The 14,427-nt window shown below is 59.7% G+C and carries 15 protein-coding genes; 2 read left to right on the top strand and 13 right to left on the bottom strand.

The window, feature by feature from the left end; translation table 11 throughout:
* Window positions 1-2: 2 nt before the first annotated feature.
* A complete protein-coding gene (gene cpaB / locus WA367_RS07025; protein ID WP_336056089.1) occupies window positions 3-821 on the bottom strand; it encodes a Flp pilus assembly protein CpaB in 819 nt (272 codons plus the stop codon).
* Window positions 822-1,392: 571 nt separating this feature from the next.
* Between cpaB and WA367_RS07020 the strand changes: the two genes are divergently transcribed.
* Window positions 1,393-1,587 carry a hypothetical protein gene (locus WA367_RS07020; RefSeq protein WP_336056088.1) on the top strand — a complete coding sequence of 65 codons (195 nt, stop codon included), beginning with the start codon at window positions 1,393-1,395 and terminating at the stop codon, window positions 1,585-1,587.
* A 144-nt stretch (window positions 1,588-1,731) separates the two neighbouring features.
* Here WA367_RS07020 and rpsU read toward each other — a convergent pair whose 3' ends face one another.
* The 6 genes from rpsU to cysG all read right to left on the bottom strand — a co-directional run bounded on the left by rpsU (window position 1,732) and on the right by cysG (window position 6,953).
* On the bottom strand, window positions 1,732-1,959 hold the full coding sequence (gene rpsU, locus WA367_RS07015; protein ID WP_036485114.1) for a 30S ribosomal protein S21: 228 nt from the start codon (window positions 1,957-1,959) through the stop codon (window positions 1,732-1,734).
* 278 nt (window positions 1,960-2,237) lie between these two features.
* The gene (locus WA367_RS07010) at window positions 2,238-2,765 is read right to left on the bottom strand and encodes a DUF934 domain-containing protein (RefSeq protein ID WP_336056087.1); all 528 of its coding nucleotides are present in this window, start codon (window positions 2,763-2,765) and stop codon (window positions 2,238-2,240) included.
* 10 nt (window positions 2,766-2,775) lie between these two features.
* Window positions 2,776-3,528 (bottom strand): phosphoadenylyl-sulfate reductase, encoded by a 753-nt coding sequence (locus tag WA367_RS07005; RefSeq protein WP_336056086.1) that lies wholly within the window; start codon window positions 3,526-3,528, stop codon window positions 2,776-2,778.
* Window positions 3,503-5,173, bottom strand: coding sequence for a nitrite/sulfite reductase (locus WA367_RS07000; RefSeq protein WP_336056085.1), 1,671 nt, complete (start codon window positions 5,171-5,173; stop codon window positions 3,503-3,505). The genes WA367_RS07005 and WA367_RS07000 overlap by 26 nt, the downstream gene beginning before the upstream one ends.
* 22 nt (window positions 5,174-5,195) lie before the next feature.
* Window positions 5,196-5,504, bottom strand: coding sequence for a DUF2849 domain-containing protein (locus WA367_RS06995; protein ID WP_336056084.1), 309 nt, complete (start codon window positions 5,502-5,504; stop codon window positions 5,196-5,198).
* 12 nt (window positions 5,505-5,516) lie between these two features.
* Entirely contained in the window at window positions 5,517-6,953 is a 1,437-nt protein-coding gene (cysG, locus tag WA367_RS06990; RefSeq protein WP_336056083.1) for a siroheme synthase CysG, read from the bottom strand.
* A 220-nt stretch (window positions 6,954-7,173) separates the two neighbouring features.
* Between cysG and WA367_RS06985 the strand changes: the two genes are divergently transcribed.
* Complete coding sequence (locus WA367_RS06985) at window positions 7,174-7,623, top strand: host attachment family protein (RefSeq protein WP_336056082.1); 450 nt, start codon at window positions 7,174-7,176, stop codon at window positions 7,621-7,623.
* Window positions 7,624-7,659: 36 nt separating this feature from the next.
* Here WA367_RS06985 and WA367_RS06980 read toward each other — a convergent pair whose 3' ends face one another.
* The 6 genes from WA367_RS06980 to WA367_RS06955 all read right to left on the bottom strand — a co-directional run bounded on the left by WA367_RS06980 (window position 7,660) and on the right by WA367_RS06955 (window position 14,356).
* Window positions 7,660-8,409: an SDR family NAD(P)-dependent oxidoreductase gene (locus WA367_RS06980; RefSeq protein WP_336056081.1), complete on the bottom strand. Its 750-nt coding sequence runs from the start codon at window positions 8,407-8,409 to the stop codon at window positions 7,660-7,662.
* A gap of 60 nt (window positions 8,410-8,469) precedes the next feature.
* The gene (locus tag WA367_RS06975) at window positions 8,470-10,605 is read right to left on the bottom strand and encodes a transglycosylase domain-containing protein (protein WP_336056080.1); all 2,136 of its coding nucleotides are present in this window, start codon (window positions 10,603-10,605) and stop codon (window positions 8,470-8,472) included.
* A 147-nt stretch (window positions 10,606-10,752) separates the two neighbouring features.
* The gene (locus WA367_RS06970) at window positions 10,753-11,370 is read right to left on the bottom strand and encodes a ribonuclease D (protein ID WP_336056079.1); all 618 of its coding nucleotides are present in this window, start codon (window positions 11,368-11,370) and stop codon (window positions 10,753-10,755) included.
* Window positions 11,367-11,885, bottom strand: coding sequence for a GNAT family N-acetyltransferase (locus tag WA367_RS06965; RefSeq protein ID WP_336056078.1), 519 nt, complete (start codon window positions 11,883-11,885; stop codon window positions 11,367-11,369). The genes WA367_RS06970 and WA367_RS06965 overlap by 4 nt, the downstream gene beginning before the upstream one ends.
* The gene (locus WA367_RS06960) at window positions 11,875-13,263 is read right to left on the bottom strand and encodes a dipeptidase (protein ID WP_336056077.1); all 1,389 of its coding nucleotides are present in this window, start codon (window positions 13,261-13,263) and stop codon (window positions 11,875-11,877) included. The genes WA367_RS06965 and WA367_RS06960 overlap by 11 nt, the downstream gene beginning before the upstream one ends.
* Before the next feature lie 94 nt (window positions 13,264-13,357).
* Window positions 13,358-14,356, bottom strand: a complete 999-nt coding sequence (locus tag WA367_RS06955) for a BMP family lipoprotein (RefSeq protein ID WP_336056076.1) — start codon at window positions 14,354-14,356, stop codon at window positions 13,358-13,360.
* Window positions 14,357-14,427 lie beyond the last annotated feature (71 nt).

Genomic DNA, 14,427 nt, shown 5'->3' with positions numbered 1-14,427 from the left:
CATCATTTCCGGGTCCCCACTTCGGACATCTCGCCCGACTTGATCAGCCGCACGGTGTTGCCGCGTCCCGTACCATTGACGAGGTAGAGGCCGTCTTCCTGCGGATCTTCATTGGTGTCTGCGATGGAGCGCAGCGAAAGGGTCAGCCGGTCAGCCATCTGCTGGGCAACCGTGATCACCTCGGCCTGCTCGGGAGAGAGCTCGAGCGTGGCTGTCTCACCGACACGCACGCGGCGACCTTCCTCATCTTCCTGGATGGTCTGGTCGATGGCAAGCACGCGGATATTCTTCAGGATCGTCTCGGTGACGAAGCCGTCAGGCGATGCCCCGGAGGCAGCGTCAGCGCGTCGGGTCATGATCACGTCTACGTAATCGTTGGGTAGGATGAAGCCGCCCGCTGAAGTTTCGGCTGCGATCTGGGTAGCGACGGCACGCTTGCCGGGCGGCAGGATGGCCGACATGAAGCTCTGGCCCTCGCCGATCAGCTTCGCGCGCCGCAGCGGCTCGCCGGCATAAAGCGCAAGGCGCGCAACCGCGTTGCGCAGATCCTCGACCGCGTCAGGCTGGTTGTCGCGGGTAATGAACGTATCATTGATGGAATCCCTGGGCCATGACTGCCAGCGCACCGCGCTGCCGATCATCTCGCCCATCGGCACATCCTGCGCCATGACCAGAACGTCGGTCAGCTCGATCTGAGGTTCGGCTTCGACTTTCTCAACCACCACAGGTGCTGGCGTGGAGGCCAGATTCTTGGCCATGTAACCCGCCGCGACGGCCGCAACCACGGCAACGCCCAGAATCAAGATGCGGGATTTACCCATTATGTCCGCCCCTTATAGCCGCATAATTTGCTACTCTTGGGGGAACATTGCGCTGCCAAACGTCAAATTAAGGTTAACGAACCCATTACGGTTGTCATTAACAGGACGTTATCGGGTCGAGCAGGTGCGAGCATTCCGCGTTAAGAATCAAAGTGCGAAGGAAACTTTTTGTGGAACCGATCTGTCCTTGGACGGTTTCACCACCCTGTCGCGCGTCAAGGACCGCGGATGAGAGACAGGCAATGCCGCTCTCACATGCCTGAACAAGGCGCTTCTCCTGCCAAGGCCGAAACAACCAGTGCTTGAACATGGCAGACCTGTCGTGCTGTTGCACGAAATTTGGCTGAAGCTGCCTCCAAGGCAAGATCTGTAAAGTTTTACGCAAACTTTACCATGATCACTGCAAGTTCAGGAGCTTAGCGGAATGACTGGGAACGTATTCCCAGATAACGGGTTAGTTTCCCGAGACTTGAGACAATATCCGGTACGGGAATGATGTGGATACACCGGATCTAGTTTAACGGCGTCGGCGCAATTTCGCGGGTGGCGCAAGTGAAGGATGCGAGGAACGATGCAGAAGGATCGGTCAACGGCAGAGGTCTTGAGCCGCCAGATCCGCCACGCGGAAAACGCGCGGTTCCTCCGTCGCATGCCCGGCTTTGCGCTGGATCAGTCAATGCCGCAGGAAATCGAATCCCTGCTTGGCAAACTGCAGGAAGCCGAAGAAGAGCTTCCGCAGCGACGCAGCAAGCGAGACCTCTCCTAAGAAGAAGCGCCGGCACAGACACCGGTCGAACTATCGAAATCAAAAAAAAAAGCTGCGGCCTGTTCCGGCCGCAGCTTTTTTATGCCGATATCACGCGCCCTCAAGCCAAGTGGCGCGGCACGTGCTCGCACTTGAATATCGCTATCAGGCGGCGCGCTTCTTCTTCGGAAGCAGACCTTCGCGCTGTGCCTGCTTGCGCGCAAGCTTGCGCGAACGGCGAACAGCTTCTGCGCGCTGACGTGCACGCTTTTCGGAAGGCTTTTCGTAGGAACGGCGCGCCTTCATTTCGCGGAATACGCCCTCACGCTGCATCTTCTTCTTCAGCACCTTGAGAGCCTGATCGACATTGTTTTCGCGTACAACTACCTGCAATGGACTTCCTTCTTCCTGTTGGCGTTTCATTGGTGTTTTACAGGTCATGCGAGACCCAACACCAGAACGGTGTTAACGGCGGCGATGGGCCGCCAAAATCCGGGCGACTCAGAGAAGCTGCGGAGGTTAACACAATTAACGCGAAAAGCCCACCCTTGGTGCCGCCAGCCATAGGTGACGCATTCAGAGCGATTTTCCGCAGCAACCTGCAACATCGAAATGCGCCTATAGCGCAGATGTTTCCCTGATGCGAGCGATAAAAGGCGAAACGCGGGATCTCAACCAGTCAGGCGCCGCCACGAATAGCCGCCGGAATGAGCGGCACTTCGGGCTGCGGGCTGATAGGCATGGATAATTCCAGCGAGATCGCCCTTCTCCAGCCGCTCGATTGTAGGCTGGTGGGTCACTTCCAGCGAGGTAAAGCCGACACGCAGCATATGCGCCACCTGATCGAGCAGAACATCGCCCGTTGCACGAAGCTCGCCCTGGTAGCCATGTCTTTCCTTCAAAAGCTGCGCCTTGGAATAGGAGCGGCCATCCGTATAGGCAGGAAAAGCCAGGGCAATCAGCGGAAGTCGAGCAAGATGTGGCAACAGCGCGTCGACCGCCTCGCCAGGCTGCAGTTCGACGCCAATCCGGCTGATGATCTCTTCGCGCTGCGCATCCTCAAATGCGAGAAATGTCTCGAGCGTGACAAGCAGTCTTTCGGAAGCCGCATTGTCCTCAAGCGCTTCAACGCGCAGATACGCGTTTTCCTTGAAGCCATCCGGCGTCCAGAGACGCGGCGTTTGAGCGTGGTTACTCATTGAATTCTCCTTACGCCGCAGATGTCAGCGAGCGCTCAAGCTGCGGCAGGTGAATGCCGCATTCGGTCTTTGCCTGCCCGGCCCAGCGGCCACTGCGGGGATCTTCGCCGGGCTTCACGGGCTGGGTGCAGGGGAAGCAACCGATCGAAAGGTACCCGAACTGCACGAGTGGATTTTTGCGCAGGCCGTGCGCGCGCATGTAGTCGGCCTGATCCTGCGTGGTCCAGCGGGCCAGCGGGTTGATGCGGATGCGCGGGCCGACGGCCTCGAAGACAGGCATCTGCGCACGCGTCTGCGCCTGATGGCGCTTGCGGCCAGTGAACCATGCCGCATAGGGCTCAACAGCGCGCGCCATCGGCTCGACCTTGCGGATTTCGCAGCACAGATCTGTATCGACCTTGTACAGCAGATTGTCCGGATCATGGCGCTCAAGTGCTGCTTCTTCCGGATGCACGATGACCAGATTTTCCAAGCCCAGGTCAGCCGCCAGCTGGTCGCGATATTCCAGCGTTTCGCCGAAGTGGTGGCCGGTATCGAGGAAGGCCACGGGAAGCGACGGGTCTACCTGTGAAACCAGATGCAGGAGCACAGCGGAATCCGCACCGAACGAGGACACGGTCGCAACGCCGCCATCAGCGGCAAAACGCTCCGCGCTCAGACGAATGACGTCGCCGGCCTCCAGCTCGCCATAGGCAGCCTCGAGACGAGCGGCTTCCTCAGCAGCAAGCGCTTCGGCGTTACGCAGCTTTTGCTTCTCGTCCATAAAGCGCCTCCTTGAATGGTGCGGGTCCTACACGGCGATAGGCTGCGATGAAGCTCTCGTCCTGTCCGTCGCGAAGCCCCAGATAGGTCTCAACAATGGTCTCCACCGCATCGACGATCTCGTCAGGGCCGAAACCGCGACCAATGATTTCACCGATGGAGGTGTTTTCGTCACCCGAACCACCAAGCGTGATCTGGTAGAGTTCGGCACCTTTTTTCTCAACACCCAGAATTCCGATATGGCCGACATGATGGTGCCCGCAGGCATTGATGCAGCCTGAAATCTTGAGCTTCAAATCGCCGATTTCCTCCTGCCGCTTCTGATCTCCGAAACGCTGGGATATCTGCTGCGCCACGGGAATGGAACGCGCATTGGCAAGAGCGCAGTAATCAAGCCCAGGGCAGGCAATGATGTCGGTCACAAGGCCTGCATTGGCAGTTGCCAGACCGATTTCCACGAGGCGATCAAACAGCGCCTTGAGGTCAGCACGGGCCACATGCGGCAGTACGAGGTTCTGCTCATGGCTCACCCGAATTTCATCGTGCCCAAACTCTTCCGCCAGATCCGCTATGGCATCCATCTGATCGGCAGAGGCATCACCCGGCACTTCGCCAATACCTTTCAGCGAAATGGTGACTGCGGCATAGTCAGGGTTCTTGTGGGTATGCAGGTTGCGACGCAGCCAGTCGGCGAAACCGGCATTGGCTGCGGCTTCCTTTGCCAGAAGTGCTTCACCTTCCGGCCGCGCGGGAAGCTGCGGCGGGGTGAAATAGGCCTGGATGGCCGCGATATCGGCATCGGGGAGGCTCAGTTCGCCGCCCTTGAGCGCATCAAATTCCTTTTCGATCTGGGCTTTCAGCTCTTCCACGCCGGTCTCGTGAACCAGGATCTTGATGCGCGCCTTGTATTTGTTGTCGCGGCGACCATTGAGGTTGTACACGCGCAGAATAGCGGTCGTGTATGACAGGAGATCTTCCTCGGGCAGGAAATCGCGCACCTTCTTGGCGATCATGGGCGTACGGCCAAGACCGCCACCAATATAGACTGCGAAGCCCAGCTCGCCTTTTTCGTTCTTCTTCAGATGAAGCCCGATATCGTGAACCTGAACCGCAGCGCGGTCACGTTCCGCACCCGTCACGGCAATCTTGAACTTGCGCGGCAGATAGGAAAACTCCGGATGGACCGTGGACCACTGGCGCAGGATTTCCGCATAGGGACGCGGATCGGCAACCTCGTCGGCGGCAGCGCCTGAGAAGTGGTCAGCGGTCACGTTGCGAATGCAATTGCCAGACGTCTGGATCGCATGCATTTCCACCGAAGCCAGAAGCTCCAGGATTTCCGGAATGTCACCAAGAGCCGGCCAGTTGAACTGGATGTTCTGGCGCGTGGTGAAATGGCCATAGCCCTTGTCAAAATTGCGGGCGATATGGGCGAGCATGCGCAACTGGCGCGGGGACAGCGTGCCATAGGGTATGGCGATACGCAGCATATAAGCGTGAAGCTGCAGATAGACGCCATTCATCAGACGCAGCGGCTTGAACTGGTCTTCAGTCAGATCACCGGCCAAGCGGCGCTCCACCTGGTCCTTGAACTGGGCAACGCGCTCCTTGACGAAGGCGTGGTCGAACTCGTCGTAACGGTACATGATGTTTTCCCTGACGCTTTCTTCAGCCGTTGGCCGCTTCTTGCGGGCGAGCCTGCTTGCCAAAATGAAGATGGGTGGTGGGGCCTGCAGCACGGATGCGCTCGCGCAGGCGAATGGGGCGGATCTCGCCGTCGACCAATTCGACGTCGATGAGGTTCACATCCACCACTTCATTGTTGTTCAGTGACATCAACCCTACTGCGGAAAGACGCACTTCTTCATCCTTGGAATGCGCGACGACAGCTTGATCGATCGTCTCGACCCAGACATCACCCTCGCCCAGCCAGACGGCTTCGCCATCGATCAATCGGTTTGCGGTCAAAAGTTTCATGACTATTCCTCGTCAGACCAGCGCCGGAAGCTGCGGCATGCGCGCATGCGCGGAGAGCGGCTCGGAGTGGTCGAAATTGGCGCCGGCGACAGCATCGCCGATGATCGTGAGCACAGGCCCGGTCATGTCGTCCCGCTCGGCAAGAGCCGGCAGATCGGCAAGGGTTCCATGAGCAAGCCTGCGATGGCCAAGGCTGGCATTTTCCACCACGGCAACCGCCGTATCGGGTGAAAGGCCAGCATCCTGCAGGCGGCCCGCCACCTCTGCCGCAGTGGTACGGCCCATATAGACGGCAATGGTTGCACCGGCGACGGCCAGCTTCGCCCAGTCAGGAAGCGCATGTCCTTTCAGGTCGTGACCGGTGGTGAATACCATGGAAGAGGCCACGCCGCGCAGTGTCAGCGGCAGCTCGAAATCTGCAGCAGCGGCGAAAGCAGCAGTGATGCCGGGGACGACCTCGTAGGAGATGCCGGCTTCGCGCAGTGCGGCCATCTCTTCACCAGCGCGGCCAAAGACAAGCGGATCGCCGCATTTGAGGCGAACCACACGCATTCCCTCGCGGCCAAGCTCGACAAGCAGCGCGTTGATCTCGGCCTGCGTCTTGGAGTGGCAGCCCTTGCGCTTTCCGGCATGAATGCGCTCGGCATCGCGGCGTCCCATGGCAACGACGGCCTCTGGAACAAGCGCATCGTGAACAATGACATCGGCTTCCATCAAAAGGCGCTGGGCGCGCAGGGTCAGAAGGTCTTCGGCACCCGGACCGGCACCTACAAGTGCCACATGGCCCGCTTCGCTGCCCTTGGTGGCGAGAAGCTTCTCCGTTGCGGCAACGGCACCGGCTTCATCGCCCCTGGCCATGCCGCGTGCTGTCGCACCGTTGAAGAAGGACTTCCAGAACCGGCGGCGGGCAGCGCCGCGCGGAACCGTATCCTCGACCCGGTCACGATAACTGGCAGCGAGACTTGCCAGTGCGCCAAGCGATGGCGAGAGCATGCGGTCAACGGCTGCCCGGATCATCTGCGCCAGAACCGGGCCGGCCCCCTCGGTGCCAATGGCAACCGCGACCGGAGCACGGTTGACGAGCGCGGGCGTGAAGAAATCGCACAGCTCAGGGCGATCCACGGCATTTGCCGCGATATGTTTCTCCCGCGCATCGCGAACGACAGCCGCATCAGCAGCTTCCTCGCCGGTCGCCGCAAAAACCAGCGTCGCCCCTTCGATCAGGGCGGGCTTGTAAGCCTGATGCAGCACAGTGACATTGTTTTCACCAGCCCAAGAGATCAGCTCAGCTCCCGGCGCAGGATCAACAACCACGACTTCGGCCGAGGACTGCGCCATCAGCCGCGCCTTTGCCAGCGCTTCGTCGCCACCGCCGACAATGACCACGTGGCGACCGTCGACGCGCATGAAGACGGGGAAAGCGTTCAGTTTTGCCGTGTTGCCAGACATTTGCCGGGCCTCCTGAGAATTGAGCCCGAATTCTGACCTTTAAGGTGTCATTTCAGAAGAAACCCACTCGCGTCGACCTTCATGCAGCGCAATCGCTTTTGCGCCGTGGCGGGAGACTGCGCAAAATTCGTCCCTCATGCGGGGCAAAGTATCGCACGGCGTGGAACACGCGCATTCAGCCGGACGTTGGTTTGTCAAACATACAGAAGTGGAGTTCGACATGTCCGATTTCCGGCTGAAACACGACACATGGGTCCTCGTGGCCGATGGTGAGAAAGCACTCTTCCTGCGCAACGAAGGCGACGCGGAGTATCCGAATCTGGAAGTCGTTCGTGAAATGCACGATGACAATCCGCCTACCCGCGAGCAGGGCACGGACCAGCCCGGCCGGTACTATGATGGCGGCAACACCCACAAGAGCGGCTTTCAGGAGACGGACTGGCACCGCATCGAGAAGGAGCGGTTTGCCGATGAAGTGGCCGAGCGCCTCTACAAGATGGCGCATGCAGGCAAGTTCGAGCGGATCGTTCTCGTCGCACCGCCGATGATTCTGGGGGAGTTGCGCAAGGAGCTTCACAAGGAAGTGGAAGCCAAGGTTGCCGGTGAAGTGGCCAAGACGCTTACCAACCACACCCTTCCCGACATCGAGAAGTTGCTTACAGAGCACTAGGAACGAAAAGGCCGGCAGTCATGCCGGCCTTATTTGTCAAACGTGCTGACCGCCATTGATGTGGATCTCGGCGCCGTTCACATAGGACGCCTGTTCGGAACACAGATAGAAGATCGTTTCGGCGACCTCCAATGGCTGCCCGAGGCGGCGCAGCGGAATTTGCTCGACGATCTTTTCGGTACCAGGCGAGAGGATGGAGGTTTCGATCTCGCCGGGCGCAATCGCATTCACACGGATGCCATGCGGCCCGAAATCCGCAGCCATCTCACGGGTCAGCGCCACAAGCGCGGCCTTGGAGGTCGCATAGGCGGTTCCCGCGAATGGGTGCACACGACTTCCGGCAATTGATGTCACATTGACCACCGAGCCCTTAGCGATGGAAAGCTCCTTGAAGAGCCCTCGGGCCAGCATGATCGGGGCGAAGAAATTCACCTGAAACACATCGCGCCAGACATGCGTCGGTGTTTCAATGGAGTTCATCCGCTTGCCGCCCTCATGCTTGGGCGAGATGGCGGCATTGTTGACGAGGGCGTCCAGACGACCGCCATTGGCAGCAAGGCGGTGGCGAATTTCCGCTATGGCTGTCCCCACGCCTTCCTGGTCGGAAAGATCCAGCTGGATATGGTCTTCAGGCCCTGCCGGCCAGGGGCAATCATCGGCGAATGCCTGGCGCGAGCAGGTGATGACGCGCCAACCCTCGCGCGAGAACTTCTTGACCGCTGCATGGCCGATTCCCCGGCTGGCTCCGGTCAGCACCAAGGTCTTGCGCTCGTCGACTTCGCTCACGGCCATTCCTCCAAAACATTTCCGCCTATGTAGAGCCTCGCGCTCATAAATGCGAGAGGATCAATTGCCGAGCAGGATGTCCAGAAGCGATTTCTTGCCGCCGCTCTCGCCCATGCCGGCCGGAGGCACGGGACCTCCTCCCGAAGATGGAACGACCGGCGGTATATCCCCGTTGCCGACGGCGATCTGCGGCTGAGGCGTGCGGGAATTGGGATCCCATTCCCCCGGCAGCGGGAAAACCGGGATACCCTGATGGGCCTTTTCCATGAATGCACGCCAAGCCTCGACAGGAAGGGAGCTTCCGGAAGCCTTTGTTGGCGCATTGCTGTCATTGCCGAACCAGACGCCTGTCACGAGATTGGCGGTGTAACCAACAAACCAGGCATCACGCGATTCCTGCGTGGTGCCGGTCTTGCCTGCAGCCGGCCAGCCGAAATCGGCTTTGCGTGCAGAGCCATATTTCACCGTGTCGGCCATCATGTGGTTCATCATGCCGACCACCTCGTCGCTTGCGACACGCGGAAGCGGCTTGAGCTGGCGGTCATACAGCACTTCGCCGTCTTCTGTGATCACGCGCTGGATGAAGTGGACCTCGGGCCGGTATCCGCCATTTGCAAGGGGCACATAGGCGGCGGTCAGCTCCAACGGGGTGACCTCTGATGTTCCAAGGGCGATAGAGGCGTTTGCGTTCAGCTCGGATTCGATGCCCAATCTGTGCGCCACTTCCACCACGGCTGCCGGTCCGACTTCCATTGCAAGCTGTGCCGCTACGGAATTGAGCGAGCGGGCGAGCGCCTCGGAAATGGTGATTGGGCCGTAATACTTGTCCTTGTAGTTCTTCGGCTGCCACTTGCCGAAACGAACCGGTGCGTCATTGCGAACGCTGAATGGCGTCAGACCATTCTCGACTGCGGCCATATATACGAAGGGCTTGAAGGCGGAGCCGGGCTGGCGCTTTGCCTCGGACGCGCGGTCGAACTGGCTGTTGGCATAGTCATATCCGCCCACCATCGCGCGTACCGCGCCGGAGGCGTCTATGGAGACCAGTGCACCCTGGCTTACCTGATGCGCCTCACCCTGTTCACGGATCAGGTTGCGGATGGAATCCTCGGCGAATTTCTGGAGCGTTAGGTCGACCGTCGTCTCAACGATGACATCTTCCTTCACGTCTCCGATGATACCCGGCAAGTCCTCCATCACCTTGTCGGCAACATAGTGCTCCGAGCCGGTCCAGTAGGCCGCCGCCCGTGTTGCCGGAGCGCTCATCGCTGCGGCAAGCTCGCTGTCGCCGATCATGCCCTGATCGCGCATCGCAGCCAACACCACCTGCGCCCGTGCTTCCGCCGCCTGCGGGTCGCGAGCGGGAGAGAGCCGCGAGGGAGCCTTGAGGAGACCGGCAAGAAGGGCCGCTTCGGAAAGCGTGACCTGGCTTGCGGGTTTGTTGAAATAGCGCCGCGAAGCTGCTTCCACGCCATAGGCGCCGGAGCCGAAATAGACGCGGTTCAGATACATTTCGAGTATCTGCGCCTTGGTGTGCTTGCGCTCAAGCCATACGGCGAGAAGCACCTCCTGCACCTTACGCTCGATCGTGCGGTCCGGCTTCAGGAAGAGGTTCTTGGCAAGCTGCTGCGTCAGCGTGGAACCGCCCTGCGAAATTCTTCCTGCCATGAGATTTTCAGCCATCGCACGCGCCAAGCCGATCGGATCGACACCGAAATGGGAGTAGAACCGCCGGTCCTCAATGGCAATGACAGCCTGCGGAATATGCGGCGACATCTCATGCAGGCCTACCGCCTCGCCGCCTGTCATGCCACGATTGGCAATCAGGTCGCCGCTGTTGGAAAGTATCTTCACATTGGGCGGGCGGTCGGGAATGGACCAGGTGGTGGCGGCTGGCATGCGTGCGCCATACCAGGCAACCACGCCGACACCTGCGATGCCGCCCCAAAGAGCCAGAACCAACCCCCAATAGACCGCACCGCGGATAAGCCCGAAAAAGGAAAAACCGCGCGTCTTTCTGCGTGTCGGACGTCCTGCCTTCTTGCGTTTCTGTGCCGGTTTTGCCGCCTTTGTCCTGCGTTTGCGGTTCGGCACCACCCGGTCGCTTTCGCTAGCGCGCAGCGTGTCGCCCCGGTCTTCGCCGGGGGCGGCATCAAATACCGGTTCGATGCGTCTCCTGCGCGTCGCCTTTGCCATGAGCTCCCGTCCCGCAATCCCGTTCCGCCTTCCGGGTACACGGAAAGCGAACGGGAACAATTTGCCTGAAAATAGGCCTGCGGACTTAAGGGGCTCTTAAGACATAATTATGAGCGGCAACCGGTTGTGAACTACGGCTTGTCGCCCTTAGCTATGGGCGAAGATGTCCTGCTCGTCCCAGCCCATCAAATCGAGCTTGGAACGTGTCGGCAGGAAGCGGAAGCAGGCTTCGGCTTCTTGGCTGCGCTCCTCGCGGGCCAGCCGGAATTTCAGCGCATCACGAAGACCGTGAAGATAAAGCACGTCAGATGCCGCATATTCGAGCTGCTCGGGCGAAAGCTTCTCAGCCGCCCAGTCGGAAGACTGCTGCTGCTTGGAAATGCTGACGCCCAGAAGCTCGTTGCAGATGTCCTTCAGGCCGTGGCGATCCGTATAGGTGCGGGTGAGCTTGGACGCGATCTTGGTGCAGAAGACCGGGTCCGGCATCACTCCGAAGGTGTGATAGAGCACGGCAAGATCGAAGCGCGCGAAGTGGAAGAGCTTGGTGATATTCTTGTCACCCAGAAGCTTCTGCAGATTCGGCGCCTCGCGCTGCCCCTTGTCGATCTGCACCACATCCGCGGTTCCGTCGCCCGGTGACAGTTGCACAACGCAGAGACGGTCGCGCAGCGGGTTGAGACCGAGTGTTTCGGTATCGATAGCCACCGCCTCAACATCGTAGTTGGAAAGGTCCGGCAGGTCGTTGCGGTGGAAGCGGATGGTCATTCTTTTCTGTCTCTGTCTCGTCTGAAGCTGCGGGGCCCAAGCCATTTCATCATGATGATGGCATCGGCACCGTCTGCGTAATTGTCTTTGCGTGTTCCGGTTTGGCGGAAGCCCAGGCGTGTGTAAAGGCTTTGGGCGCGGTGATTATCGGGATGGACAAAGAGCCGGATTACCGGTCGGCGCGCTGCCTTGCAGCCTGCCTTGACCAGAAGCGCGCCAACACCCTTCCCCTGTGCTTCCGGCGCAACGCCAACGAAATCCACCCCGGTCCACGGCCTCAGACCGCGGTCACGCAATACCAAAAAGCCCAAAACAGCATCATTGCGGCGTGCGACCAGAACCGTGTTCGCTTCGTGTGCGATGACGTCGCCAAACCTGTCGGCAGGCAGTGCATTTGGATCTCCGGGAAACAGCAGATCCTGCAGCGCGAGCACGCTTTGCGCGTCATTCGGGGTCGCGAGGATGACGCGGACGTCACCCTCTTCAGCCAGAATGTGAGGCGTGTCAGACGGCATTCTGCGCCAGCGCCTTCAGGATGCGCGCCCAGGAGCGCTGTCCCTTGTGGAAGGATGAGAGCTCGTATTTCTCATTCGGCGAGTGGATACGGTCATCCGAAAGGCCAAAGCCGACCAGAAGCGAATCCATGCCCAGAAGGCGCTGGAAGTCTCCCACTATCGGGATCGAACCACCCATGGCGATCGTCACCGCATCCGTGCTCCACTCCTCGCTGAGTGCGGCCTGTGCGGTCGTGACCAGCGGAGAATCATAGGAGAGCTGGATAGCCGGCGAACCGCCATGCGGGTGGAACTCAACCGAACAGTCGGAGGGCACACGCTCCTCGACGAATTTGCGGAAAGCAGCGCGGATCTTGTCGGGGTCCTGGCGATGCACGAGCCGGAAAGACACCTTCGCCCGAGCTTCCGCGGCAATGACTGTCTTGAAACCGTCGCCGGTATAGCCGCCTTCGATACCGTTGAACTCGGCTGTCGGACGAGCCCATACGAGTTCGAGGGCAGTTCGCCCCTTTTCACCGGAGAGCTCCGACAGGCCGATGGGTCCCAGCATTTCTTTTGCGCCCTGCCCCAAGCCGTTCCAGCTTTCCAGAACATTAGCCGGGGTCTCTTCCACGCCGTCATAGAAGCCGGGGATGGTCACCGCATTGTTCTCGTCATGAAGGTCGGCGAGGATTTTGGAAAGGATGCGGATCGGATTGGCAGCCGCGCCACCAAAGAAGCCGGAATGCAGATCGCGGTCTGCAGCCTTGACCGTGATTTCCTCGCCCACGAGACCGCGAAGACCAACGCAGATGGCGGGCGTTTCACGGTTCCACATGGCCGTGTCGCAAACCAGCGCGAAGTCGGCCTTCAACTCCTCAGCATGCGCCTGAAGGAATGGCTTGAGCGAGGGCGAACCGGACTCTTCCTCGCCTTCGAACAGGATGGAGATCTTGCATGGAAGCTTACCATGAACCGATTTGTATGCGCGGCAGGCTTCCACGAAGGTCATGAGCTGCCCCTTGTCGTCCGAGGCTCCGCGACCGGTGATGATCTTGCGGCCGGGCTCCACCTCCTTCAGCGCAGGCTCGAAGGGATCATCCTCCCACAGCTCCAGCGGGTCCACCGGCTGCACGTCATAATGACCGTAGAAGAGCACATGCGGCCCCTCGCCGTCATGGTGCGCCACGACCATGGGGTGTCCCGGCGTCTCGCGCAGGCTGGCGTCAAACCCGATTGACTTCAGATCATCCACCAACCAGTTCGCCGCCTTGCGGCACTCATCCGCGAAAGCGGGGTCCGTGGAGATGGAGCGAATGGACAGGAGCGCGAACAGACGCTCCAGACTGCTGTCCAGATTGTCGTCCAGAGCCGAAAGTACAGGGGTGATATCAGACATCGAGGCCTCGCGAGACATTTGGGGATGCAGGCACTGCCTGCCAAAACTGAAAAAGGGCCGCAAGCGGCCCTTTTCCGAAAGGTTCAGATGAAGCTTACCAATAGGGGCAGCTGTTGTCGTCGAGGAAGTTGTGAACCTCGATTTCACCGGCGATGATCTTGGCTTTTGCGTCCTCGGCTGCCTTCTTCATCTCGTCCGTGATGAGGCTTTCATTGTGCTCATCGAGAGCATAGCCGACTGCATCTTCTGCCAGACCGACATTCTGCACGCCGTAATCGAATTCACCATTCTTGGCGTCCATGAAGGAGTCATAGACGGCGACATCAACCTTCTTGACCATGGAGGTCAGGACACTGCCGGGATGGAGCGCGTTCTGGTTGGAATCGACACCAATGCCAAGCTTGCCGGCATCAGCTGCTGCCTGAAGAACGCCGACACCGGTGCCGCCGGCTGCGTGGTAGACCACGTCAGCGCCCTGATCGATCTGGGTGCGGGTGATCTCGCCGCCCTTGGTCGGATCATTCCAGGCCGAAGGCGTGTCGCCGGTATAGTTGCGGATAACGGTCACATCCGGATTTGCAGCCTTTGCGCCACCCACATAGCCGCATTCGAACTTGCCGATAAGCGGCACTTCCATGCCACCGACAAAACCGATCGTACCAGTTTCGGAGGCCATGGCTGCAAGCAGACCGACGAGATAGGAGCCTTCCTGCTCCTTGAAGGTGACCGAACGCACATTCGGCTGGTCAACCTTGTCGTCGATGATGGTGAAGTCCACGTCCGGATATTCCGGAGCAACCTTGTTGAGATACTCCACCCAGGTGAAACCTGCCATCACGATCGGGTTGTGGCCGCGCTCGGCGAAGCGGCGGAGCGCCTGCTCACGCTGCGCATCGTTGGAGATTTCGAACTCGGCATATTCGACGCCGGTTTCTTCCTTGAAACGCTCGGCGCCCATATAGGCCATTTCGTTGAAGGACTTGTCGAACTTGCCGCCCAGATCGAACAGCAGCGCGGGAGAGAACTCCTCCTGCGCCATGGCTGAGCCGGTCAATGCGGTTGCAGCCAGAAGGCCGAGAACAATACGCTTCATGTGATCCACACCCTGTCGGTTACATCTTCAGGAACGGGCGAAAGCCCGCTGCAGGCGGGTTTAAGCTCCCG

Origin of the sequence: Nitratireductor sp. CH_MIT9313-5, assembly GCF_037029545.1 — a bacterium.
Classification (GTDB): Bacteria; Pseudomonadota; Alphaproteobacteria; order Rhizobiales; family Rhizobiaceae; genus Chelativorans.
Note: the sequence above shows the minus strand (reverse complement) of the source record. Positions and strands in the feature narration are given on the sequence as shown.

Coding starts and splice junctions, on each gene's coding strand:
- cpaB (WP_336056089.1), bottom strand. CDS start 821: ATGGGTAAATCCCGCATCTTGATTCTGGGCGTTGCCGTGGTTGCGGCC.
- WA367_RS07020 (WP_336056088.1), top strand. CDS start 1,393: ATGCAGAAGGATCGGTCAACGGCAGAGGTCTTGAGCCGCCAGATCCGC.
- WA367_RS07010 (WP_336056087.1), bottom strand. CDS start 2,765: ATGAGTAACCACGCTCAAACGCCGCGTCTCTGGACGCCGGATGGCTTC.
- WA367_RS07005 (WP_336056086.1), bottom strand. CDS start 3,528: ATGGACGAGAAGCAAAAGCTGCGTAACGCCGAAGCGCTTGCTGCTGAG.
- WA367_RS07000 (WP_336056085.1), bottom strand. CDS start 5,173: ATGTACCGTTACGACGAGTTCGACCACGCCTTCGTCAAGGAGCGCGTT.
- WA367_RS06995 (WP_336056084.1), bottom strand. CDS start 5,504: ATGAAACTTTTGACCGCAAACCGATTGATCGATGGCGAAGCCGTCTGG.
- cysG (WP_336056083.1), bottom strand. CDS start 6,953: ATGTCTGGCAACACGGCAAAACTGAACGCTTTCCCCGTCTTCATGCGC.
- WA367_RS06985 (WP_336056082.1), top strand. CDS start 7,174: ATGTCCGATTTCCGGCTGAAACACGACACATGGGTCCTCGTGGCCGAT.
- WA367_RS06975 (WP_336056080.1), bottom strand. CDS start 10,605: ATGGCAAAGGCGACGCGCAGGAGACGCATCGAACCGGTATTTGATGCC.
- WA367_RS06970 (WP_336056079.1), bottom strand. CDS start 11,370: ATGACCATCCGCTTCCACCGCAACGACCTGCCGGACCTTTCCAACTAC.
- WA367_RS06965 (WP_336056078.1), bottom strand. CDS start 11,885: ATGCCGTCTGACACGCCTCACATTCTGGCTGAAGAGGGTGACGTCCGC.
- WA367_RS06960 (WP_336056077.1), bottom strand. CDS start 13,263: ATGTCTGATATCACCCCTGTACTTTCGGCTCTGGACGACAATCTGGAC.
- WA367_RS06955 (WP_336056076.1), bottom strand. CDS start 14,356: ATGAAGCGTATTGTTCTCGGCCTTCTGGCTGCAACCGCATTGACCGGC.